The sequence below is a fragment of the Leisingera sp. S232 genome, from assembly GCF_049800895.1.
Lineage (GTDB): Bacteria > Pseudomonadota > Alphaproteobacteria > Rhodobacterales > Rhodobacteraceae > Leisingera.
In genome coordinates, this window is record NZ_JBNAFX010000001.1 from 211,910 (window position 1) to 235,375 (window position 23,466).

The following is a 23,466-nucleotide window of genomic DNA, read 5'->3' on the forward strand; positions in this document are numbered from 1 at the left end:
ATGGCCAGTATTGCAAAAATCGCCCGCCGCACATTTCTGATCGGCTCTGCAGCCATTGTGGGCGGCGTGGCCTTCGGCGCCTACTACGTCAGCCGTCCCGCCCCAAACCCGCTGCAACCGGGTGAAGGCGAAGCAGCGCTCAATCCTTTTGTGCTGATCGACCAGAACGGTGTCACACTGTTTGCTCCGCGCGCGGAAATGGGCCAGGGCGTGAAAACCAGCTGGGCTGCGCTGATCGCCGAGGAGCTGGACGTCGAGCTGGATCAGGTCCGTGTTCTGCACGGGCCAGCGGCCGCCGCCTATTACAACTCTGCCTTCATCGCAGACGGGCTGCCTGGCCGCGGATATGACTCCGGTAATTTCAAACATGCCATCGGCGAGATGCTTGGCCATCTGGGCAAGACCCTGAACCTGCATGGCACCGGCGGCTCCACCTCGATGAAGGACGGCTACAAGCGGATGCGTCTGGCGGGCGCAACCGCACGGGAAACATTGAAACAGGCAGCCGCGAACCGTCTGGGCGTGGAACGGGGCCAATTGACAACCGCAGCCGGGACTGTGACCGCCCCGGATGGCACCAAACTTTCCTATTCGGATCTTGCTCTGGAAGCTGCCAAGCTGGACCCGATTGAAACCGAGCTGCGCCCCAAAAGCGACTGGCGGCTGATCGGCAAATCTCAGCCCCGGCTCGACATGGCCGCCAAGGCAAGCGGCACCGCTGAGTTCGGCGTCGATATACGGCTGCCGGGGATGAAATTTGCATCGCTCCGGATGAACCCGCGCCAGGGCGGCGGCATGAAAGGCTTTGACGCTTCTGCCGCTGACACCATGCCCGGGGTGGAGCAGGTCGTGAACATGGGCGCGGGCGTAGCGGTGGTGGCCCGCAACACCTGGCTGGCCATGCAGGCGCTGGACGCGATTGAGGTCGACTGGGAAGACGCGCCCTACCCGCCTGAAACAGAACAGGTTTTTGCCAAGATCGCCGAGGCGTTCGACAATGGGCCAAACTCAGTCTTGCGCGATGACGGCGATGCAGACACCCTCCCCGAAGGTGCAACGGAACTGGCCGCGGACTATCAGGTTCCCTATCTGGCCCATGCCACCATGGAACCGATGAACGCCACTGCGCTATTGCAGGACGGCAGGCTGACCGTCTGGTGTGGCAACCAGATGCCGACCTATACCCAGATGAAATGCGCCGAAGAGGCCGGGCTGGAGAGCGATCAGGTGGACATTCGCACCACCTATCTCGGCGGCGGTTTCGGGCGCCGGGTGGAGTTCGACTATGCGGTGCTTGCGACCCGTCTGGCCAAACAGATGCCGGGCACCCCGGTGCAGCTTACCTGGAGCCGCGAAGAAGACATGCGCCATGACATGTACCGCCCCGGCGCGCTGGCGCGGATGCGCGGTGCGGTGAAGGACGGCCAGGCCGTGCTGCTGGACGGCAAGGTCGCCGCGGCCTCGCCGGTGGCGCAAGCGATGAAACGGCTGGCTGATCTGCCTGCCGCCGGCCCGGACAAGGTGCATGTAGAGGGCTTCTTCAACCCGCCCTATGCGATCCCGAACTTCCGCATGGCCGGGCATTTGTCCGACATTCAGATACCCGTCGGCTTCTGGCGCTCCGTCGGCAACAGCTTCAACGCCTTCTTTGTCGAAAGTTTCATTGATGAGATGGCGCATGCGGCAGGCACTGATCCGCTGGAGTTCCGCCTGGAGATGGCCCGCCGGGAATGGGCGCCTGCGGCAGGCGTGCTGGAAGCAGTCAAGGAGATGTCAGGCTGGAGCGGCAAGACAGCTGAGGGCATCGGACGCGGTGTCGCCATGTGCTATAGCTTCGGCACCCCGGTGGCAGAGGTCATCGAAGTGACCGAGGAGGATGGCAGCATCCGCATCTCCAACGCCTGGATTGCCTGTGACGTTGGCCAGGCCATTGACCCGTCGATCATCCGGGCGCAGATGTTCGGCGGCATGGCTTACGGACTGTCAGCGGCCTGTTTCGGCGAAATCACCTTTGCTGATGGCGCAGCGGAACAAGGCAATTTCCCGGATTATGACGCTATGCGCATGCACACGATGCCGAACACCCAGGTACAGGTACTGGAAAACCAGGCGCATCTCGGCGGTGTGGGCGAGCCGGGCACACCACCCGCAGCACCTGCACTCGCAAACGCGTTGTTCGACCTTACCGGCAAACGCGCACGGCGCTTGCCCTTGATGCATGATTTCGATCTGCTGATCTGACCCGGCCCCGGACACCGGGCTTCAGGCGGATTTTTGCAATCCCGTCTGAGGCCCGGCTGCCGCCCATGCCCGCACCGCATCCCCAAAAGCCTGGAACAGTGGCCGCGACACCGGATCACTGGACGCGTCCCATTCCGGATGCCATTGCACCGAACAGGTGAACCCCGGCGCATCCTGGATATAGATAGCTTCCGGCGTGCCGTCCGGCGCATGGCCATCGATCACCACCCGCGCGCCTGCACGTTTGATGCCCTGACCATGCAGCGTGTTGGTCATCACGTCTTTGGCGCCCATCAGCCCATGAAACACGCCGCCTTCGCAAAACCTGACCATATGGCGCAGGGCGAACTTCTCCTCCAGCGTACCGTCCGGCGGCATCCGGTGGTTCATACGGCCCGGCAGGTCACGGATTTCCGGATGCAAAGTGCCGCCCATCGCCACGTTCACCTCCTGAAAGCCGCGACAGATGCCCAGGAACGGTTGGCCGCGCTCGACACAGGCACGCACCAGCGGCAAGGTGATGGCATCGCGCGCCCGGTCAAAGGCGCCATGCGCCTCTGTCTCGGCCTCACCATATTCATTGGGGTGCACATTCGGCCGCCCGCCAGTCAGCAAAAAGCCGTCAAACGTATCGAGCAACTCCGCGACAGTCACAAACCGTGGATCCGACGGGATCATCAGCGGCATGCAGCCTGCGACCTCGGCAATTGCTTCAGAATTCATCGTGCCGCCTGCATGCACCGGGTACTGATCATTGACCAGGTATGAGTTTCCGATAATGCCAACCTTTGGACGCGCCATGTTCTGCTTATCTCCGTTCCCTGACAGAAAACCTAGCCCCGCCAGGGACCGTGTTCAACCGCTGTGACGGCGCAATGCAGTGTTCACAGGTGCACGGGTGGGTCAGATTTCACCTTGCAGGCCAGCAGCTTCGATCCCTGCCACGGCGGCGAGCGCATCGTTGTCAGAGGTGTCGCCGGTGACGCCTACCGCTCCGATCACCGCGCCATCTGCCCCACGCACCAGCACACCGCCCGGCACCGGCACCACCTGGCCGCCGTAAACGCCGTTCACCGCTGCCATGAAATATCCCTGCGCCTCAGCCCGCGCCATCTGCGCAGATCCCGCCATGCCCAGCATGACCGAGCCATAGGCCTTGCCATGTGCAATCGGGAACCTGCCCGGCGCGGCACCGTCCTCGCGCTCAAACGCCTGCACATGACCGCCCGCGTCAAGCACCACTGCGGACAGCGGCTTCAGGTTCAGCTCTCGCCCCTTCTCCAGCGCCACCCGGATAATCGTGCGGGCCTGATCCAGTGAAATCCTTGCCATGGGCGTGGTTCCTTTTGTTTGAATGACATTACAAGATAGAAAAGGAGGCCAATTGACCCCCTTTGACTACCCCTATTGCCAGGGAAACTGTTTCATCCGGTCAGTTTGCCGCGCTCAGACTGTGGTTTCCTGCGCCTTCAGCTCCAGCCGCCGGGCGTGCAGCACCGGCTCAGTATAGCCAGAAGGCTGCACCCGCCCCTTGAATACCAGATCGCAGGCGGCCTGAAAGGCGATGGTGTCATAACCCGGCGCCATCGCGCGGTAGCTGTTGTCGCCGCGGTTTTGTTCATCCACGACCTTGGCCATCTTGCGCAAGCTGCCCATCACCTCGTCTTCGCTGACAACGCCGTGGTGCAACCAGTTGGCGATATGCTGGGCGGAGATCCGGCAGGTGGCGCGGTCCTCCATCAGGCCGACGTCGTTGATGTCCGGCACCTTGGAACAGCCGACGCCCTGATCCACCCAGCGCACCACATAGCCCAGGATGCCCTGGGCGTTGTTGTCCACCTCGCGGGAGATCTGGCGCGGGGTCCATTTGCGGTAGGTGGCCAGCGGGATTTCCAGAATGCCATCCACATGGGCGCGGCGGCCGCCCGCCTTGAGCCGTTCCTGCACTGCCAGCACATCGACCTTGTGATAATGCAGCGCGTGCAGGGTGGCGGCGGTCGGACTTGGCACCCAGGCGCAGCTGGCGCCGGATTTCGGATGCTCGATCTTCTGTTCAATCATTGCCGCCATCATGTCGGGCATCGCCCACATGCCCTTGCCGATCTGCGCCCTGCCGGACAGGCCGCATTCCAGGCCAATGTCCACATTCAGGTTTTCATAGGCACCGATCCAGCCCTTGCGCTTGATGAAATCCTTGCGGCTGAACGGCCCCGCCTCCATCGAAGCGTGGATCTCGTCGCCGGTGCGGTCCAGGAAACCGGTGTTGATAAAGGCCACCCGGTGCTTGGCCGCCCGGATGCATTCCTTGAGGTTCACCGAGGTGCGGCGTTCCTCGTCCATGATTCCGATTTTCACCGTATGGCGTGGCAGACCCAGGATATCCTCGACCTTGGCGAAGATCCGGTCAGAGAAGGCGACCTCTTCCGGCCCGTGCATCTTAGGCTTCACCACATAGACCGACCCATGGGCCGAGTTGCCGCCGTCGCGTTTCAGGTCATGCATGGCAATGGTGACGGTGATCATCGCGTCCAGCAGGCCCTCATAGGCTTCGTTGCCGTCCTGATCCAGCACCGCCGGATTGGTCATCAGATGCCCCACATTGCGCACCCACAATAGCGCGCGGCCCTTGACGGTCATTGCCGAGCCGTTCGGTGCAAGGAACCCAAAGTCCGGGTTCAGACGGCGGGTGATGGTCTGACCGCCCTTGTCCAGCACCGCCTCCAGATCACCGCGCATCAGGCCCAGCCAGTTCGCATAGGCCTGCACCTTGTCCTCGGCATCAACGCAGGCGACCGAATCCTCACAATCCATGATCGCCGACATCGCGCTTTCCAGCCGCACGTCGGCCAGACCGGCCTGATCGCGGGCGCCAATCGCGTGGGCGCGGTTAAACACCAGCTCCACATGCAGGCCGTTGTTGCGCAGCAGCACGGCCTCAGGTGCCTTGGGGTTGCCGCGATAGCCTGCAAATTTCTCCGGCTGTGCCAGCGGCAGGTCGTCGATCAGCAGCTGGCCGTCCTGCACATGATAGCGGCGCACGTCGGCATGGCTGGTGCCAACAATCGGAAAGGCTTCATCCAGAAACACCCGCGCCCGCGCCACAACCCGCGCGCCGCGGCCTTTGTCATAACCACCCCGGGGCGCCGCCGTTCCCATGGCATCGGTGCCATAGAACCCGTCATACAGGCTGCCCCAGCGCGCGTTGGCCGCGTTCAGCGCATAGCGGGCATTGGTGATCGGCACCACCAGCTGCGGCCCGGGAACCGATGCGATCTCAGGGTCGACGTTCTGGGTCTCAATCTCAAAATCCCCGCCCTCCGGCAACAAGTAGCCGATCTCCGTCAGGAACGCCTTATAGCCTTCGTGGTCGTGTGGCTTGTCCCGATTGGCGATATGCCAGGCATCGATCTTGGCCTGTATCTCTTCCCGCCTAGCCAGCAACGCCTGGTTTTCCGGCCCAAATGTATTCACCAGCTCCGCCAGACCCGTCCAGAACGTCTCAGCCTCGATCCCGGTGCCGGGCAGCGCCTGCTTTTCAATGAACTCCGCCAGCTCCGGCGCCACCTGAATTCCTTGTTTCCCGATCCGGCTCATGTTCTGCTCCTTTTGGCGGTACACCACTGTATGCTAACACCTGTGTAGGACAGAGGTTTCCGATCGGCAACAAAACTGGCGCCTTGTGAAACCGAACTCAATTTCTTGATTTTCAAGAAAGTGCTGCGGATTATTCTGAACCCGCAATTCTGCTGCCAATCCGCTTGCAGTCCCGCGCCTGTCCGCTACACCTGAAAGGAAGCAGAGCAGAGGAGAACGAGAATGGCCAAAGACACGCCCCAGACCTTCTACCTGAAAGACTACACCCCTTTTGGGTTCGACGTTGAAAGCGTCCACCTGACGTTCCGCCTGACGCCGGAAACAACCCGGGTCCTCAGCAAGATCCGCTTTGTGCCCAAGGTGGACGCAGTGGATAAGACGTTCTTTCTGCACGGTGAAGAGCTGCGGCTGATCTCGGCCAGTATTGACGGCACCGCCGTCACACCCCAGCTGGTCGATGGCGGTCTCAAATGCGATGTGCCCGGCGCCCCTTTCACCTGGGAGGCCGAAGTGGAAATCAACCCGGCCGGCAATACCGCGCTGGAGGGGCTCTACATGTCCAACCGCATGTATTGCACCCAATGTGAAGCCGAGGGTTTCCGCAAGATCACCTATTACCCCGACCGCCCCGACGTGATGTCCACCTTCACTGTGCGGATCGAAGGCGACGAACCGGTGATGCTGTCCAACGGCAACCCGATGGGCGCAGGCGAAGGCTGGGCCGAGTGGCATGATCCCTGGCCGAAACCGGCCTATCTGTTTGCGCTGGTTGCAGGTGATCTGGTCAATCATCCGGGCAGTTTCACCACCCGCTCTGGCAAAGAGGTGGAACTGAACATTTGGGTCCGCCCGGGGGATGAGAACAAATGCGCCTTCGGCATGGAGGCGCTGAAGAAATCGATGAAATGGGACGAGGAGGTCTACGGTCTCGAATACGACCTGGAGCTGTTCAACATCGTTGCCGTGGATGACTTCAACATGGGGGCGATGGAAAACAAGGGCTTGAACATTTTCAACTCTTCTTGCGTTTTGGCGTCGCCAGAAACCTCAACAGATGCAAATTTCGAACGAATCGAAGCCATTATTGCGCATGAGTACTTCCACAACTGGACCGGGAATCGCATCACCTGCCGCGACTGGTTTCAGCTGTGCCTGAAGGAAGGTCTGACCGTCTTCCGGGATGCCCAGTTCACCTCTGACATGCGCTCGGAATCGGTCAAGCGGATCGACGATGTAATCACTCTGCGCGCCCGCCAGTTCCCGGAAGACAACGGCCCGCTGGCCCATCCGCCACGGCCCGAGGAATTCCAGGAGATCAACAACTTCTACACCGCCACCGTCTATGAAAAAGGCGCCGAGGTGATCGGCATGCTGAAACGGCTGGTCGGGGATGAGGATTATTACAGGGCGCTGAAGCTGTACTTTGAACGCCACGACGGCCAGGCCTGCACTATCGAGGACTGGTTGAAAGTGTTCGAGAACGCCACCGGCCGCAATCTGAGCCAGTTCAAGCTGTGGTACAGCCAGGCCGGCACGCCGCGGGTGAAGGTCAGCGAAGACTATGCAGATGGCACCTATACTCTGACATTTGAGCAGTCGACACCGCCAACGCCGGGCCAGCCCGACAAAGCGCCGCGGGTGATCCCGATTGCCGTCGGCCTGCTATCGCCCAACGGTGGCGAGCTGCGTGGCACGCAGGTGCTGGAGCTGACCGAAGCCAAGCAGAGCTTCACCTTCGACGGTCTCGCTTCCAAACCCGTGCCTTCGATCCTGCGCGAATTCTCTGCGCCGGTGATCCTAGAGCGCGACACCACCAACGCTGAGCGCGCCTTTTTGCTGGCTCATGACACCGACCCGTTCAACCGCTGGGAGGCCGGCAACGCATTGGCCAAGGAAACCCGCGTGGCAATGGTTCTGGACGGCGCCGCACCGGATGCCGCCTATCTGGACGCGCTGGAGAAACTGGTGCGCGACGACGAACAGGATGCCGCCTTTCGTGCCTTGGTGCTGTCGCCGCCCAGCCAGGCCGACATTGCCCAAACCCTGTTTGAGCGTGGTTTCACACCTGATCCGCAGAAAATCTACGACGCGGCAGAGACTTTCACCCAAACGCTGGCGCAGCAGCTGGAAACCAGCCTGCCCCGGCTTTATGCGGCCACCACGGTCGAAGGCCGCTACTCGCCGGATGCCGACGGTGCCGGCAAACGCGCCCTCAACGGTCGCATTCTGTCGCTGCTGACCCGGCTGGACGGCGGCGAACAGGCCGCGCGCCAGTATGAAGCCGCGGACAACATGACCCAGCAATACGCAGCACTGGCGGCGCTGTTGAAGGCCGAAAACGGTGCGGCCCAATCCCAGGCGTTCTTCGATCAGTGGAAAGACGACCGGCTGGTGATGGACAAATGGTTTGCCCTGCAAATCGCCTGCGCCACACCGGACAAAACCGCGGGCATCGCAGCGGATCTGACCCGGCATGCGCTGTTTGACATGAAGAACCCCAACCGTTTCCGCGCCGTCATGGGTGCGCTGGCGGGCAATCACGCAGGCTTTCACCAAGCCAGCGGCGAAGGCTACCAGCTGCTGGCCGACAAGCTGATCGCGCTGGACAAGCTGAACCCCCAGACCACCGCCCGCATGTGCGCCGCCTTTCAGACCTGGAAACGCTATGACAACGACCGCCAGGCGCTGATCCGCGCACAGCTGACGCGGATCGCCGATACAGACGGTCTCAGCCGCGACACCAACGAAATGGTCACCCGGATTCTCGATGCCTGAAACGCCTGAAACTCAACCTCCGGCGGAGGACTACAGCTTCTCCCGCCAGGGTCGCTCCCTTGCAACCATACTGGCAACAGGCGGCTGGCTGGCGGGACTGCTGGTGCTGTGGCTGGGGCTCGGCGCCGTGCTCTGGATTGTTGTCCTGCTGGCCCTGCCAGTCCTTCCTGCGCTTTTTGACCTGATCCGCAACCCCTTCTCCGGACTGAAGATTTCCGGCGATCGAATTGAATGGTTTTCCGGCGGCCTGACGGCTTCCGCAGAACTGCGCGAAATCGAGCGGGTCCGGTTCGACACCCGCTGGGACTTTTCTGTGCGGACTACGCTGATCCTGCACAGCGGCAAGCGCATCCGCTTACCGCAGGAGGCCACTCCACCTTACGCAGAGGTCAATGCCGCGTTTCAAACCCGTAAAATCCGCACTGATCGCCACCATTTTACCGCTTTCTGACACCCTTCCGGCAAGCATCCGCCGGAACCTGTTCAGATTTAGGCCGCCATGCGCAATTCCCCGCCAGCGTGCGTTAACTTCCTCAGTGCCGCCATCTTTGCGCCCCATTGCCTGACAAGACTGTGAACAACGATTAGCTGCCACGTATCAGGAAGCATAAATGCTCACACAGTCACGACAGGCGCGGGATTTTCTCTCCCGGATTTCCGACCTGGCCACCAGCTGGCCCAGGCCCGCCGCGTTCTGGAAACCAGTCCCGGCTCCGGCGCCTGCCGACCAGCCCTTACCCCGACACCTGGAAGACAGCCTGTCAATTCCAATACGCAGCGCGCAGGGTGATCCAGAGTGCATCGACGCCCAGGACTGCGGCCAGTTCCTGGCCCGGCAGGAGCTCTGGTCCGACCTCTCCTCGCAAATCCGCGAGGCCGATGAAACCCGCGCCACTGCCCCTTGCGGCCTGCCGCTGGCTGATCTCATCGCCTATGGCGCCCGTGCCGATGTGGTTACCGCAACCGAGCATGCGCTTTCCGAAGACCAAAACGCCCGCAGTCGCGCCCTGATCCGCGGCCTGATGGCCTTTGAGGCGCTGCGGGCGGAAAACCGGCACGATCCGTATCTGACAGCCCTTGTGGCGCTGGCCCATATCGACATCGGCTGGGCCTGGCGCAGTGCCGCCAGCGAGAAAACCCTGCAGTCCAGCCAGCGGCGCTGTGCCGCCCATTTCGACCGCGCCGCAGCCCTGCTGGACCCGATTGCAGAGGCCAGCCGGCACAGCGCGTTTCTTCTGGCCGCGCAATGCGCTCTCCATGCCGGCCGCAAAGGCGGCACTATGCAGGTTGCAGACGCTTACAGCGCTTTGATTGACCTGGCTCCCGACAACCACCGTCACATGCGCACGCTTGGGACCCAGATGCTGCCCCGCGCCTCCGGCTCTTATGAGGCACTGGAACTGGAGGCCCGCCGCACTGCTGCGCGCACCGAAGCCACCTGGGGTGCTGGCGGCTACACCTGGGTCTATTTCGATACCATCACCATTGATGATCAGGCCTGTGCCCGTGTCGATACCCGGTTCTTCCTGGACGGGCTCCGCGACATCGTGCAGGCCAATCCCTCGCAGGAGATGATCAATCTGCTGGCCGCCTATTGCACCATTGCCCTGCCCAAGGGGCTGGGTCGGGATCTGCAGGCTGACGTGCCACGGCTGAAAATCGCCGGCGCCGCTGACTGGCTGATCCGCAGCCATCTCAGCGAACTTCACCCACTGATCTGGGCGCATGCTGCCGAAGGTTTTGACAACAGTGCCCGCATCCGCTGCGTCAGCCGCTTTGCCGCACGGGGTCACGCAGGGGCGCTGCAAGCCATCGCCGCCCAATTCCGCGATGAAATCCAAAGCGGCCAACGGATTGCCTTCACCAAGCAAGGTCTGCAGTTCAGCCCGGCCTGAAAACGGTAACGGGGCCGTTGGCCCCGCTCCTTTACTTTTTCTTGAACGCGTCCATCAGGGCAGCGCCCAGCGCGCCAGCTCCCTGATCCCGGTCCTGCCCGCCCCTGGGCCCCGCGGACATCTTGCTCATACCGCCTTTCTGGCCGCCATGATGCCCGCCGGGCTTGCCGCCGCGACGCTGCTCCCCGCCCTTTAATGCCCCACGCGCGTTGCGGTCTTCCTTGGCCGAGGCGCCACCGTCCTTCTTCATGGTCAGGCCAATCCGCTTGCGCGGCACGTCCACCTCGGTGACGGTGACCTTCACGACCTGGCCGGTTTTCACCACCTCATGCGGGTCTTTCACAAAGCGGTCAGCCAGCTGGCTCACATGCACCAGCCCGTCCTGATGCACGCCGATGTCCACAAAGGCACCAAAGGCCGCCACATTGGTCACCGTGCCTTCCAGCACCATACCAGGTTTCAGGTCGGTGATCGCCTCCACCCCGTCTTTGAAAGACGCGGTCACAAATGACGGGCGCGGGTCGCGGCCCGGTTTTTCCAGTTCCTGAAAGATATCGCGCACGGTGGGCAGGCCGAAACTGTCGCTCACGAAATCCTCTGCCCGCAGGAGCTTCAAAGCGCTTTCATCCCCCATGATCTGGCGGATATCCCGGCCACAGGCCGCCACCACCCTGCGCGCCACATCATAGGCCTCGGGATGCACCGATGAGGCATCCAGCGGCTCTTTGCCATCCCGAATCCGCAGGAAGCCGGCACATTGCTCAAAGGCTTTCGGCCCCAGCCGCGCCACTTTCAACAGCTCCTTGCGCGACTTGAACGCACCATTCACGTCGCGGTGCGCCACAATCGCCTCTGCCAAACCGGGGCCAAGGCCCGAAACATGGCTCAGCAGCGGGGCAGACGCCATATTCAGATCAACCCCCACCGCGTTCACCACATCCTCGATCACCGCCTCCAGAGACTTCGACAGTTTGTGCTGGTCTACATCATGCTGATACTGGCCGACGCCAATGCTCTTGGGTTCGATCTTCACCAGCTCCGCCAGCGGATCCTGCAGGCGCCGGGCAATCGACACCGCTCCGCGCAAACTGACATCCAGATCCGGAAACTCCCGTGCGGCCAGCTCTGACGCGGAATAAACCGAGGCACCCGCCTCGCTCACCACAACCTTGGTCGGCGCCTTCACCTTGGCCGGCAGATGTTTCAACACCTCCGCCACCATCCGTTCGGTCTCACGGCTGGCGGTGCCGTTGCCGATGGCAATCAGTTCCACCCCGTGTTCGGCGATCAGTTTCACAATCGACACCTGCGCGCCGCGCAGATCATTCTTGGGCTGAAACGGGTACAGGGTCTCGGTGGCCACCAGTTTCCCGGTTGCATCAACCACTGCCGCCTTAACGCCGGTGCGGATGCCCGGGTCCAGCCCGAGAGTCGGCCGCGCACCGGCTGGCGCAGCAAAGAGCAGGTCTTTGAGGTTACGGGCAAAGACCTGAATGGCATCCTCCTGCGCACGGCCGCGCAGATCCCCCATCAGCTCCAGCATCATCGAGAGGCTCAGCTTCACCCGCCAGGCCCAGCCCGCCACTTTGCGCAGCCAAGTATCCCCCGGCCCATTGCCGCCCGCACCCAGCACGGCGGCGACCATCGCCTCAGCCCGTGCCGCGCCTTCTTCCGGCTCAGGGCCTACGTCCAGCGTCAGAACGCCTTCGTTGGAGCCGCGCAGCATCGCCAGCGCCCGGTGCGAAGGCACGTCCGCCCAGCGTTCATTATGGGCAAAGTAATCCGAAAATTTAGCGCCCTCCTGCTCCTTGCCCTCAATCACTTTGGCGGTGACCACCGCCTCGCGCTGCAGAAACTCCCGCAGCCGACCAAGCAGCTCAGCATTTTCGGTCAAACGCTCGGTCAGAATATCCCGCGCGCCGTTCAGCGCATCCTTCGCCGTCTCGACTGCCCCGGTGACATAGCTTTCGGCCAGTTTCTCCGGATCGGCACCGCGGTTGCCCAGAATCGCCTCTGCCAGCGGCTCCAGCCCGTTCTCACGCGCAATCATCGCCTTGGTGCGCCGCTTGGGCTTATAGGGCAGATAGATATCCTCCAGCTGCGCCTTGGTCTCTGCCTTGGCAATTGACGCGGCCAATTTATCAGTCAACTTGTCCTGGGATTTCACCGATTCCAGGATCGCCGCCCGCCGCTTTTCCAGCTCGCGCAGGTATTCCAGCCGCTCCGCCAGTGTCCGCAACTGGGTGTCATCCAGCCCCCCGGTCGCTTCCTTCCGGTAGCGTGCAACAAAGGGCACCGTGGCGCCTTCATCCAGCAGTGCAACGGCGGCGCCCACCTGTTGTGCGCTGGCGCTGATTTCACCGGCAATAGTCTGACTGATACGGGCGGATGTGTCCAAGGCGGCTGCTCCTTCTTGATTTCGGATGTCTTTCTTAGCCCTGCCGGAAGACCCCGCCAAGGAAATGTTTCACTGCCGGCGGCGGACCGCGCCCGGACCTGGAATGGAGCGAATGCCCTCTTCTGTGGGGAAGCGCGGGCGCAGCCGGGGCCTGCAGCCTGTGCCAGATTGCCTTTTGCAACCGGGTGCAAGCCTCATTGCCCCCTTGCCCCTCTGCCCGCACGGGCCTAGAACGCTTGCCAGATACAGACATTCGGATACGGCGGAAAACCATGCTCGACCTGACATATGAACTCCCCAAGCCCAAGGTGATCGCGGGCGCCAAGCATGACTGGGAACTGGTCATCGGCATGGAAGTGCATGCCCAGGTCAGTTCCAATGCCAAGCTGTTCTCCGGCGCCTCCACACGCTTCGGCGCCGAGCCGAACTCCAACGTGGCTTTTGTCGATGCGGCGATGCCCGGCATGCTGCCGGTGATCAACGAATACTGCGTTGAGCAGGCTGTGCGCACTGGCCTGGGCCTGAAGGCTGATATCAACCTGTGGTCTGCCTTTGACCGTAAGAATTACTTCTACCCCGACCTGCCGCAGGGTTACCAGATTTCCCAGCTGTACCACCCTATCGTGGGCGAAGGCGAAGTGCTGGTGGAGCTGGGCGACGGCACTGCGCGCAACGTGCGCGTGGAACGCATCCACATGGAGCAGGACGCAGGCAAATCGATCCACGACATGGACCCAAACATGTCTTTTGTCGACCTGAACCGCACCGGCGTCTGCCTGATGGAGATCGTCTCGCGCCCCGATATCCGTGGACCAGAAGAAGCGGCAGCCTATATCGCCAAGCTGCGCCAGATCATGCAGTATCTGGGCACCTGCGACGGCAACATGCAAAACGGCAACCTGCGCGCCGACGTCAATGTCTCGGTCTGCCTGCCGGGCCAATATGAGAAATACCAGGAAACCCAGGACTTCTCCCACTTGGGCACCCGCTGCGAGATCAAGAACATGAACTCCATGCGCTTCATCCAGCAGGCCATCGAGGTCGAGGCCCGCCGCCAGATCGCTATCATCGAAGCTGGCGGCAAGATTGATCAGGAAACCCGTCTGTATGATCCGGACAAGGGCGAAACCCGCTCCATGCGCTCCAAGGAAGAAGCGCATGACTACCGCTATTTCCCCGACCCCGATCTGCTGCCGCTGGAAATCGAGCAGGCCTGGGTGGACGATATCGCCGCCAATCTGCCGGAACTTCCGGACCAGAAAAAAGCGCGCTTTATCAGCGACTTCGGTCTCAGCGACTATGACGCATCGGTGCTTACCGCTGAAGTGGAAGCCGCGAGCTATTTCGAGACCGTCGTAATGAACGCAATTGACGCGCTTGATGACAGCGGTGAGTTTATTGTTTACGCCACATCCTCATCCAAACCTGTTGGTTCGTTCGACAAAGTCCAATCCAGAGATGTTGGGAAAACCGCCGCAAACTGGGTCATCAACGAACTGTTCGGCCGTCTCAAGAAAGATGACAAAGGTATTTCCGACAGCTCAGTGACGCCTAAACAACTCGCTGGCATCATTAAGCTAATTAGATCCGACGCGATTTCCGGCAAGATCGCCAAGGACCTGTTTGAAATCGTCTACACGACAGGCGGCGACCCGGCCCAGATCGTCGAAGAGCGCGGCATGAAGCAGGTGACGGATACCGGCGCGATTGAAATCGCCCTGGACGAGATCATCGCCGCCAACCCGGCACAGGTGGAAAAGGCCAAAGTGAACCCGAAGCTGGCAGGCTGGTTTGTCGGCCAGGTGATGAAGGCCACCGGCGGCAAGGCCAACCCCAAGGCGGTGAACGAGCTGGTCGCCAAGAAACTGGGCGACTGATCTGCCTGGAAATGGAATTTGAAAGGGCGCCTCAAGGGAAGAACCCGGGCGCCCTTTATTCATGACCAGTCTCGGAAGGCGATGCACGCACCGGCATTGCCCGCCTTGAGCCTGCTGGTTCACTATGCGTCTTTAGCCATATCTTCCGGCCACACGGAAACCGCCGGGATGGAAATCCCCTGCGGGACGCCGCTTGGCGATACATGCCAAGAGCTTGGACCAAGAATGCCTCTGGCGTCTTGCAAATCAATGTAGGCACTGACCGGCGTGGTTGCACGCTATCCAACACATGGGATCAAAATCCCCCCCCTCGCGGTCTGCGTTCTTGTTGGCACAAGACAGGTGATTGCGCTGCCAGCGCCATGTGACTTTGTCAAAAAGCATATGGCCTGCCGGGCAACCCGCAATAGATTTCAATACGTTGCGCAAGGCCAACACCAGGACCCGCCACAAGATACCGTCAGATTGCGATGACCCGCACAAGACCTGCTCGACTGGTTTGTTGCGGACATTAGGCGGTCGCCCGCCCATCTCCTGCAACTCGCGGATCTGTTCGCAGGAACCCCAGCCTTGACCGTCACCCCTATTCCGCTAAACCTGCGCAACGAGACAGGAGAGCCGCATGCCAGCCTATGAATACAAAGTTGTCCCCGCCCCGGCCAAAGGCACCAAGGCCAAAGGGGTGAAGACGCCCGAAGCGCGCTTTGCCAATTCAATTGAGATCCTGCTCAATGAGATGGCCGCAGAGGGCTGGGAGTTTCAGCGCGCTGAGCTGCTGCCGAGCGAGGAACGCTCTGGCATGATGGGATCTGCCACCAACTGGCGCAACGTGATGGTGTTCCGCCGTTTGCTTGCCGAGGACCAGCCCGTCTCGGAACCCGAAACCAGCCGCAAAGAGCCTGCCGCGCCGTCCCCCGATTTCCGCCACAGCGAACAGCAAACACCGCGGCTGACGGCAGCGGCTGGCGATCCGGAAGCGCCGCCGGAAGCGGAGCAGGTGCCCGGCCCCGGCGCAGCCAAGATGCAGGCCGATGACGGGGTCGAGGAACTGAGCCCGGTTTCCGGCATTACGGCTGCACTGAAACAGCGGGCTGCGCAAAAAGGTGACGGGGGGGACTGAGCCTCCCCAATCAATTTCAGGCGCCGATATCCAGCGCCAGTGCATGGATTCGCGGCACGATGTCCCCCAGCGCCTTGTGAACGGCACGGTGCTGCTGCACCCGGTTCATGCCCTGAAAGGCGCCTGCACGGATCATCACCGCAAAATGGCTCTCTCCCGAGCCGTCATCGCCGGCATGGCCTGCGTGTTTGTAGCTTTCGTTCACCACCTCCAGCGCCGAGGGGGCAAAGGCCGCCTGCAACGCTGCTTCCATTTCCTGCTTCACGCTCATTTTCCGCTCATCCCTATATTTTTTATCTGCGCCCCCTTCAATCTGGCGCCCCTTAGACTAAACTGCTGCCTCCGAGTCGAACAGATGCGTCTAGAAGGTGCGCCCCATGAGCAAATCCGATCCCTTTGGCTTCGATATGTCTATCCGCTCTGCCAAAAAGAAGAATCCGCGCGGGCGGCGCGCCGCCAGCGGAGCCTCCGAGACGTCCCAACGCGTGTGCGACAAGGACGGCTGCGAGGAAGCCGGCAAATTCCGTGCCCCCAAGGCGCCGGATGTGCTGGATGATTTCTACTGGTTCTGCCAGGAGCATGTGCGCGAGTACAACAACCAGTGGAATTTCTTCGAAGGCACAACCGAGGCCGAACTGAACGCGCAGCGCTCCAAGGACAAAGTGTGGGAGCGCGAGACCAAGCCGATGGGCGACCCTGAGGCGCGCGCATGGGCCCGGCTGGGCATCGAGGACCCGCATCAGGTTCTGGGCGCCAATGCCACCCAGAATCCGGGCCGTGCTGCCAAGACAGGCCGCCGCCTGCCGCCCACCGAACGCCGCGCCATCGAGATCCTGGAGGCCAAGGACGATTGGTCCAAGGCGGATATCCGCAAGTCCTACAAAAAGCTGATCAAGGTGCTGCACCCGGACATGAACGGCGGCGACCGAAGCCAGGAAGAACAGCTGCAAGAGGTCCGCTGGGCCTGGGATCAGATCAAGGACAGCCGCAGCTTCAAGTGATCCAAGCGCGGATTTTCGGAAGGATGGGCGGCAATGGCCGCCCTTTTTCTTTGCGGCACCGGCTATCGGTCTTGCTCCTGACTGTTACCTGTGAAGTTGCTGTTCATCAGGATCGCCCCAGGATTGCACGGCTATTTTGCCCTTGAAGACCAACGAAGGATGCGCCTGCAGCCCCATGGACAGGCACCGGCCCAGGTTCAACAGGGAACAGTCATTTTGGCCAGACCTGCGGGTCAGCCGACCGCATGACGGCAAATCATGACGTAGCCGGTACAACCATAACTAAGGCACCAGCCGCGCAAGTGGCTCCTGAAGACAAGCCTGCTGCCTTCTTTCGTTCAGCATCCGCATCTGTCTGAAATCCTGCGCGACATCTATACATGACCCAACGCCCTCATCTCCTGCAAAGACAGGCTGAAAGCCCATCAGGCAGGATCTGGGAAACAGGAACAGGCTTCTGGATGCGCCAGTCAGGCATCAAATCTCTCTAAGCGGTCTTTTGCCGAATGCTTATGATAGAATTTTTATTTCTTTGACGGGCGCCGCTCTGACCGGTTACGCAAAGACATGCCGGATGCAGCTGTCCCCCCAAAAGCTAGACATCACCGGCAAAACGCGCCCCCTGCTGCCCGGCTGGGGGCGCTTTGAATTCTCCCCACAGCACTGAACTGCCCGACAGGCAGGCTCTCGCCCGTCCAGTTGCAGATCATTCACCCCTTCAGCTGGATTCCGGCGCGACTTTCCCTTGCCCTTGGCCGCCAGATCAGGCACCAATCCCGCGAATTGACCCCTGACAGCAGGGAATGAGGGATAAGGATCGACTGCGATGACCGACGGCTTTGTAGACATGAATGCGAAACCGACCGAAACGATTTCGGTGCGCGATGTGTTCGGGATCGACACCGATATGACGGTCAAGGGCTTCGCTGAGAGCTCTGACCGGGTGCCCGCCACGGACCCGACCTACAAGTTCGATCCGGAAACCACGCTGGCCATTCTGGCAGGCTTCAGCCACAACCGCCGGGTGATGATCCAGGGCTACCACGGCACCGGCAAATCGACCCATATCGAACAGGTCGCGGCGCGTCTGAACTGGCCTTCGGTGCGGGTGAACCTCGACAGCCACATTTCCCGGATCGACCTCATTGGCAAAGACGCGATCAAACTGCGCGACGGCAAGCAGGTCACCGAATTCCACGAAGGCATCCTGCCCTGGGCGCTGCGCAACCCGGTTGCGATTGTGTTCGACGAATACGACGCGGGCCGCGCCGATGTGATGTTCGTGATCCAGCGGGTGCTGGAGCATGACGGCAAGCTGACCCTTCTGGACCAGAATGAGATCATCACGCCGAACCCGTTCTTCCGCCTGTTTGCCACCGCCAACACCGTGGGCCTCGGCGACACCACCGGCCTTTATCATGGCACCCAGCAGATCAACCAGGCCCAGATGGACCGCTGGTCGCTGGTCTCGACCCTGAACTACCTGAGCCACGACGCTGAGGCCGCGATTGTCCTGTCCAAGGCGCCGCATTATAACACCGCCGAGGGCCGCAAGACCATCAGCCAGATGGTCACCGTTGCCGACCTGACGCGCACCGCGTTTATGAACGGCGATCTGTCGACCGTGATGTCGCCGCGGACCGTGATCAACTGGGCCCAGAACGCCGAGATCTTCCGCAACGTCGGCTATGCCTTCCGCCTGTCGTTCCTGAACAAATGCGACGAGCTGGAGCGCCAGACCGTGGCCGAGTTCTACCAGCGCTGCTTTGACGAAGAGCTGCCAGAAAGCGCTGCAAGCGTTTCGCTGGGCTAATCTGAGACGTGCCGCCCGGCCGGAAGGCCGGGCAGCGCCCGTCCCGCCCCCCACGGGGCGGGCGCTTCGCTTCCCACCCCGCCGGGCCGGGCGCTGCCCTATCCGCAGCTGTCCCACTGGACTTTCCCGAACCGAGGGGGGATGCTCACAAGGGACCAGGTGCGATCATGAAAAAGCAGAACGACAACCCAGCCGATCCGTTCAAAAAGGCCCTCTCTGAGGCCACCAAGGTGATGGCCAACGACCCGGAGCTGACGGTCAGCTACACGGTCGACCCCTCCGGCCTGTCGGGCGACACCATGCGACTGCCGCAGGTCTCCCGACGGATGACCCGCGACGAAGTGCTGCTGGCCCGTGGCACCGCGGATGCGCTGGCGCTGCGCCACAAGTTCCACGATGACGCCACCCACGCGAAATATGTTCCGCAGGGTGAGATGGCCCGCGATCTTTATGAGGCGATGGAATCCGCCCGCTGCGAGGCGATGGGCGCACGCCAAATGCCCGGCACGGCCTCGAACATCGACGTGAAGATCCGCAACGAGTCGATCCGCCGCGGCTATGACCAGATGAAATCCTCCTCCGAGGCGCCGCTGGCCGCTGCCGCGGGCTTCCTGGTGCGCCATCTGGCGACCGGGCGCGAGCTGCCCGAAGGTGCAGGCAATATCATGGAGCTGTGGCGCGGTTTTATCGAATCCCAGGCCGGCGGCACGCTGGAAAATCTGGACGAGACGATTGCCGATCAGGCCGCTTTTGCCAAACTGGCACGGCAGGTGATCTCCGACCTTGGCTACGGCGACCAGCTGGGTGATGACCCGGACGATCTGGACGACGATGCGGGCGATGAGGCCGAAGACAACGCCGAAGAACAGGACGATCCGGACAGCACCGGCCAGGACGATAGCGAAGAGGAACAAGCCGACGCCTCGCCTGAGCAGAGCCAGGAACAGCAGCAGGACGAAAGCCAGGCCCAGGTCTCGATGGACGAGATGGCCGATGATGAGCTGTCCGAAGACATGGAAATGCCCGACGGCGAGGCGCCGCAGGAGCCCCCCGCGCCGCCGCCGGTCTCGGACGCCGATCCGGACTACAAGGTGTTCCAGGATTCCCATGACGAAGAAATCAACGCCGAGGAGCTGGCCGAACCTGCCGAGCTGGAGCGCTTGCGCGCCTATCTTGATCAGCAGCTGGAGCCGTTGAAAGGCGCAGTATCGCGGCTGGCCAACAAACTGCAGCGCCGCCTGCAGGCGCAGCAGAACCGGTCCTGGGAGTTCGACCGCGAGGAAGGCATTCTGGACGCTGGCCGCCTCGCCCGTGTTGTCGCCAATCCGACCACACCGCTGTCGTTCAAAGTCGAGAAGGACACCGAATTTCGCGACACCGTGGTGACGCTGCTCTTGGACAACTCCGGCTCGATGCGCGGCCGTCCGATTTCCATCGCCGCAATCTGCGCCGATGTTCTGGCCCGCACGCTGGAGCGCTGCAACGTGAAGGTCGAAATCCTCGGCTTCACCACCCGCGCCTGGAAAGGCGGCATCGCACGTGAAGCCTGGCTGAACGAGGGCCGCCCGCAGCAGCCCGGCCGACTCAACGACCTGCGCCACATCATCTACAAAGGTGCCGATGCCCCGATGCGCCGCACCCGTGCCAACCTTGGCCTGATGATGAAAGAGGGCCTGCTAAAAGAGAACATCGACGGCGAGGCGCTGGAATGGGCGCACCGCCGGATGGTGGCACGGCGCGAGGCCCGCAAGATCCTGATGGTGATCTCTGATGGCGCGCCAGTGGATGATTCCACGCTGTCGGTAAACCCGGCGAACTACCTGGAGAAACACCTGCGCGATGTGATTGCCATGGTCGAAAAGCGCAAGCAGGTGGAGCTGCTGGCGATCGGCATCGGCCACGATGTGACCCGCTACTACGAGCGCGCCGTGACAATCACGGATGTGGAACAGCTGGCCGGCGCAATGACCGAGCAACTGGCCGCGCTGTTTGACAGCGATCCCCGTGCCCGCGCCCGCGTCATGGGCATAAAACGCGCCAACTGACAGGCTGCTGCCGCCCACCACACCAGAGGAAGGCTCCCGCGCCTTCGGCCTGCATCAAAGATGCCGCCCTCTGCCTTGGGCATGGCCGCGCGCTGATGCGCGCGGCGGCGGGGGGGGGGGGGGGGGGGGGCGGCGGGGCGGGGGGGGGCGGGGCGGCGCCGGATGCCTTGCATCCGGCGCTAGGCCCAACGGGGCTTGACGCATCCTGGATGCGGCAAGGCCGGGCGGGAGCCTCCCCGCTTCACGCCTTCCCGCTTGTTCCGTCAGGTCCAGCAGTTTCCGCAGCCCCCGCCCTTGCCAGCGGCAGGGTGATTTGGGACAAGAAGGGGCGCGCGCCCCGGGCTGCGCCTTTTCCTTGCCGTGGCCTATGGGATTTCCCTGCCGCCGCCCTGCCTTTCAGCTGGAGAGACGCCGATGTATCAGACCTTCGATGTGACTGCCCGCCCGGAACAGGGGCCGCCCCGGCTGGCGGCTCTGCGCAAGGAACTGGCGGCAGTCTCTCTCGACGGCTTCCTGGTGCCGCGCGCCGATGCCCATCAGGGCGAATATGTGGCGCCGCATGACGAGCGCCTCAGCTGGCTGACCGGCTTTACCGGTTCAGCCGGTTTCTGTGCGGTTTTGCAAGATATTGCCGGCGTCTTCATCGATGGTCGCTATCGCACCCAGGTAAAGCGCCAGGTTGCCCCAGACTTCACACCAGTCCCCTGGCCTGAAGTCCAGCTGGCAGATTGGCTGAAAGAACAGCTCCCGAACGGCGGCAAGGTGGGGTTTGATCCCTGGCTGCATGCGGCCGGACAGATCGCCTCCCTGAACCGGGCACTTGAGGGCAGCGGCATCACCTTGGTGCAATGCGAAAACCTGGTGGACCGGATCTGGCAGGACCAGCCCGCACCGCCGATGCAGCCTGTTGCCGCACATCCGCTGGACTACGCTGGCGAAAGTGCTGCAGACAAATGCGCGCGGCTGGCCAAAGGCCTGCGCGATGCAGGCCAGGCCGCAGCCGTCATCACCCTGCCCGACAGCATCATGTGGCTGCTGAATATTCGCGGCAGCGACGTCGCCCGTAACCCGGTGGCGCATGGGTTTGCCATCCTGCACGACGATGCGCGGGTGGACCTGTTCATGGCAGCGGAAAAGCTTGCAGGGCTGCAGGATCACTTTGACGCCTCTGTCACTGTCCATGCGCCCGGCGACTTTCTCCAGGCCACCGCAGCCCTGAACGGTTCTGTTGCAGCGGATTCCGGCACCGTGCCGCAGATCGTCGCGGACAGGCTGGGAGAGCGGATGGTGCCTGCAGGCGACCCCTGCGCCCTTCCCAAGGCCCGCAAGAACCCAGCCGAGATCAAAGGCAGCGCTGCTGCACACCTGCGCGACGGTGCCGCCATTGTGGAAATGCTGGCATGGCTGGATGCCCAGGCGCCCGGCACCATTTCAGAGATCGATGTGGTGAAGAAGCTGGAGGCCTTGCGCCGCGCCGATCCCGCTCTGCGCGACATCAGCTTTGAAACCATTGCGGGCACCGGCGAAAACGGCGCGGTCATGCACTACCGTGTGACCGAAGAAACAGACACCCAGCTGGACGACGGCCATCTTCTGGTGATGGACAGCGGCGGCCAATATCTGGATGGCACCACCGACATCACCCGCACCATTGCCATCGGCACCCCCGGCGAAGAGGAGCGCGCCGCTTTTACCCGCGTGCTGCAGGGTATGATCGCCATGTCCCACCTGCGCTGGCCCAAGGGGTTGGCAGGCCGCGACATCGAATGCATCGGCCGCATGCCCCTGTGGCTGGCAGGTCAGGACTTCAACCACGGCCTGGGTCACGGCGTCGGTGCCTATCTCAGCGTGCATGAAGGTCCGCAGCGGCTGGCCCGCACCAGCCATGTGCCGCTGGAACCCGGCATGATCCTGTCCAATGAACCCGGATACTACCGCGAAGGCGCATTCGGTATCCGGATCGAGAACCTGCTGGTTGTTGAACCAGCCCCTGCCCTTGACAGCAGCGACCCGGAGCGCGACATGTTGTGCTGGCGCACGCTCACCTTTGCCCCGGTTGACCGGCGGCTGGTGAAAACCTCCATGCTGACAGCTGATGAGAGAGACTGGCTCAACAGCTATCATCAGGAAGTATCCGACAAGATCGCTCCGCTGCTCAGCCCCGCCGCAAAAGCGTGGCTTGATGCCGCAACCACCCCCTTGTGACACGCCACTGTTACTTAGGCTGGTACATAGACAGAAGCAAAGACGACACGAACGAAGAGAATGGGAAAAACACGCATGACCACGATCCGTATCCGCAAAGCCGAAGGAACCTGGACCGTCCGCTCGGGCGGCGCTGTATTGGGAGAAACCGCCAATGCATTGGAGCTGTCGGAGGGTGATCTTGATCCGGTTATCTATTTCCCGCGCGCAGATCTGGCCATGGCGTTCTTTGACAAAACCGACAAGACCAGCCATTGCCCCCACAAGGGCGACGCCACCTATTATTCGATCGCCAATAAATCCTCGGTGACTGAAAATGCCGCCTGGAGCTATGAGGCCCCGATAGATGCAGTTGCCGAGATCAAAGGGCATTTGGCCTTTGTGCTGAGCGATTCAGTCAAAGTGGAACAGGTCTGACCCAAAGCTGCGCGCTGACAAAGATCAATGCCTGCAAGTGCATGAACGCCTAGCCGGGCTGAAGTTAAACCGAAATTATACCCAT

16 protein-coding genes are annotated in these 23,466 nt (G+C 61.9%); 11 read left to right on the forward strand and 5 right to left on the reverse strand.

Annotated elements, in window-relative coordinates; translation table 11 throughout:
- Entirely contained in the window at positions 1-2,241 is a 2,241-nt protein-coding gene (locus tag ACP151_RS01055) for a molybdopterin cofactor-binding domain-containing protein (protein ID WP_424976967.1), read from the forward strand.
- A 21-nt stretch (positions 2,242-2,262) separates the two neighbouring features.
- Here the strand turns inward: ACP151_RS01055 and ACP151_RS01060 are convergent, their stop codons facing one another.
- The 3 genes from ACP151_RS01060 to ACP151_RS01070 form a co-directional block, all read right to left on the reverse strand.
- Positions 2,263-3,042 (reverse strand): gamma-glutamyl-gamma-aminobutyrate hydrolase family protein, encoded by a 780-nt coding sequence (locus ACP151_RS01060; protein WP_424976969.1) that lies wholly within the window; start codon positions 3,040-3,042, stop codon positions 2,263-2,265.
- Between the two features lie 102 nt (positions 3,043-3,144).
- The gene (locus tag ACP151_RS01065; protein WP_424976970.1) at positions 3,145-3,573 is read right to left on the reverse strand and encodes a GlcG/HbpS family heme-binding protein; all 429 of its coding nucleotides are present in this window, start codon (positions 3,571-3,573) and stop codon (positions 3,145-3,147) included.
- Positions 3,574-3,687: 114 nt separating this feature from the next.
- Positions 3,688-5,835 (reverse strand): malate synthase G, encoded by a 2,148-nt coding sequence (locus ACP151_RS01070; RefSeq protein WP_424976971.1) that lies wholly within the window; start codon positions 5,833-5,835, stop codon positions 3,688-3,690.
- 222 nt (positions 5,836-6,057) lie between these two features.
- On the opposite strand from ACP151_RS01070, the gene pepN reads away from it, so the two are divergent.
- The 3 genes from pepN to ACP151_RS01085 all read left to right on the forward strand — a co-directional run bounded on the left by pepN (position 6,058) and on the right by ACP151_RS01085 (position 10,505).
- Positions 6,058-8,610 (forward strand): aminopeptidase N, encoded by a 2,553-nt coding sequence (gene pepN, locus ACP151_RS01075; RefSeq protein ID WP_424976972.1) that lies wholly within the window; start codon positions 6,058-6,060, stop codon positions 8,608-8,610.
- The gene (locus ACP151_RS01080; RefSeq protein WP_424976973.1) at positions 8,603-9,061 is read left to right on the forward strand and encodes a hypothetical protein; all 459 of its coding nucleotides are present in this window, start codon (positions 8,603-8,605) and stop codon (positions 9,059-9,061) included. The genes pepN and ACP151_RS01080 overlap by 8 nt, the downstream gene beginning before the upstream one ends.
- Before the next feature lie 160 nt (positions 9,062-9,221).
- A complete protein-coding gene (locus ACP151_RS01085; protein ID WP_424976974.1) occupies positions 9,222-10,505 on the forward strand; it encodes a hypothetical protein in 1,284 nt (427 codons plus the stop codon).
- 31 nt (positions 10,506-10,536) lie between these two features.
- Here ACP151_RS01085 and ACP151_RS01090 read toward each other — a convergent pair whose 3' ends face one another.
- Positions 10,537-12,903 carry a Tex family protein gene (locus ACP151_RS01090; RefSeq protein ID WP_424976975.1) on the reverse strand — a complete coding sequence of 789 codons (2,367 nt, stop codon included), beginning with the start codon at positions 12,901-12,903 and terminating at the stop codon, positions 10,537-10,539.
- 272 nt (positions 12,904-13,175) lie between these two features.
- Between ACP151_RS01090 and gatB the strand changes: the two genes are divergently transcribed.
- Both gatB and ACP151_RS01100 read left to right on the forward strand, forming a co-directional pair.
- Positions 13,176-14,780, forward strand: a complete 1,605-nt coding sequence (gene gatB, locus ACP151_RS01095) for an Asp-tRNA(Asn)/Glu-tRNA(Gln) amidotransferase subunit GatB (protein WP_424976976.1) — start codon at positions 13,176-13,178, stop codon at positions 14,778-14,780.
- A gap of 622 nt (positions 14,781-15,402) precedes the next feature.
- Positions 15,403-15,900, forward strand: a complete 498-nt coding sequence (locus ACP151_RS01100; protein WP_424976977.1) for a DUF4177 domain-containing protein — start codon at positions 15,403-15,405, stop codon at positions 15,898-15,900.
- A 16-nt stretch (positions 15,901-15,916) separates the two neighbouring features.
- On the opposite strand, the gene ACP151_RS01105 is transcribed toward ACP151_RS01100, so the two are convergent.
- On the reverse strand, positions 15,917-16,171 hold the full coding sequence (locus ACP151_RS01105) for a BolA family protein (protein WP_424976978.1): 255 nt from the start codon (positions 16,169-16,171) through the stop codon (positions 15,917-15,919).
- Between the two features lie 106 nt (positions 16,172-16,277).
- On the opposite strand from ACP151_RS01105, the gene ACP151_RS01110 reads away from it, so the two are divergent.
- From ACP151_RS01110 to ACP151_RS01130, 5 genes are all read left to right on the forward strand, one after another.
- On the forward strand, positions 16,278-16,901 hold the full coding sequence (locus tag ACP151_RS01110; protein WP_424976979.1) for a DnaJ domain-containing protein: 624 nt from the start codon (positions 16,278-16,280) through the stop codon (positions 16,899-16,901).
- Positions 16,902-17,727: 826 nt separating this feature from the next.
- Complete coding sequence (gene cobS, locus ACP151_RS01115; RefSeq protein ID WP_424976981.1) at positions 17,728-18,714, forward strand: cobaltochelatase subunit CobS; 987 nt, start codon at positions 17,728-17,730, stop codon at positions 18,712-18,714.
- 167 nt (positions 18,715-18,881) lie between these two features.
- Positions 18,882-20,759, forward strand: a complete 1,878-nt coding sequence (cobT, locus tag ACP151_RS01120) for a cobaltochelatase subunit CobT (RefSeq protein WP_424976982.1) — start codon at positions 18,882-18,884, stop codon at positions 20,757-20,759.
- Between the two features lie 414 nt (positions 20,760-21,173).
- Positions 21,174-22,964 carry an aminopeptidase P family protein gene (locus tag ACP151_RS01125; protein WP_424976983.1) on the forward strand — a complete coding sequence of 597 codons (1,791 nt, stop codon included), beginning with the start codon at positions 21,174-21,176 and terminating at the stop codon, positions 22,962-22,964.
- A 75-nt stretch (positions 22,965-23,039) separates the two neighbouring features.
- A complete protein-coding gene (locus ACP151_RS01130) occupies positions 23,040-23,381 on the forward strand; it encodes a DUF427 domain-containing protein (protein ID WP_424976984.1) in 342 nt (113 codons plus the stop codon).
- Positions 23,382-23,466: the final 85 nt, after the last annotated feature.

Excerpts from the sequence above, each read along its gene's own strand:
- ACP151_RS01055 (WP_424976967.1), top strand. The coding sequence starts at position 1 with ATGGCCAGTATTGCAAAAATCGCCCGCCGCACATTTCTGATCGGCTCT.
- ACP151_RS01060 (WP_424976969.1), bottom strand. The coding sequence starts at position 3,042 with ATGGCGCGTCCAAAGGTTGGCATTATCGGAAACTCATACCTGGTCAAT.
- ACP151_RS01065 (WP_424976970.1), bottom strand. The coding sequence starts at position 3,573 with ATGGCAAGGATTTCACTGGATCAGGCCCGCACGATTATCCGGGTGGCG.
- ACP151_RS01070 (WP_424976971.1), bottom strand. The coding sequence starts at position 5,835 with ATGAGCCGGATCGGGAAACAAGGAATTCAGGTGGCGCCGGAGCTGGCG.
- pepN (WP_424976972.1), top strand. The coding sequence starts at position 6,058 with ATGGCCAAAGACACGCCCCAGACCTTCTACCTGAAAGACTACACCCCT.
- ACP151_RS01080 (WP_424976973.1), top strand. The coding sequence starts at position 8,603 with ATGCCTGAAACGCCTGAAACTCAACCTCCGGCGGAGGACTACAGCTTC.
- ACP151_RS01085 (WP_424976974.1), top strand. The coding sequence starts at position 9,222 with ATGCTCACACAGTCACGACAGGCGCGGGATTTTCTCTCCCGGATTTCC.
- gatB (WP_424976976.1), top strand. The coding sequence starts at position 13,176 with ATGCTCGACCTGACATATGAACTCCCCAAGCCCAAGGTGATCGCGGGC.
- ACP151_RS01100 (WP_424976977.1), top strand. The coding sequence starts at position 15,403 with ATGCCAGCCTATGAATACAAAGTTGTCCCCGCCCCGGCCAAAGGCACC.
- ACP151_RS01105 (WP_424976978.1), bottom strand. The coding sequence starts at position 16,171 with ATGAGCGTGAAGCAGGAAATGGAAGCAGCGTTGCAGGCGGCCTTTGCC.
- ACP151_RS01110 (WP_424976979.1), top strand. The coding sequence starts at position 16,278 with ATGAGCAAATCCGATCCCTTTGGCTTCGATATGTCTATCCGCTCTGCC.
- cobS (WP_424976981.1), top strand. The coding sequence starts at position 17,728 with ATGACCGACGGCTTTGTAGACATGAATGCGAAACCGACCGAAACGATT.
- cobT (WP_424976982.1), top strand. The coding sequence starts at position 18,882 with ATGAAAAAGCAGAACGACAACCCAGCCGATCCGTTCAAAAAGGCCCTC.
- ACP151_RS01125 (WP_424976983.1), top strand. The coding sequence starts at position 21,174 with ATGTATCAGACCTTCGATGTGACTGCCCGCCCGGAACAGGGGCCGCCC.
- ACP151_RS01130 (WP_424976984.1), top strand. The coding sequence starts at position 23,040 with ATGACCACGATCCGTATCCGCAAAGCCGAAGGAACCTGGACCGTCCGC.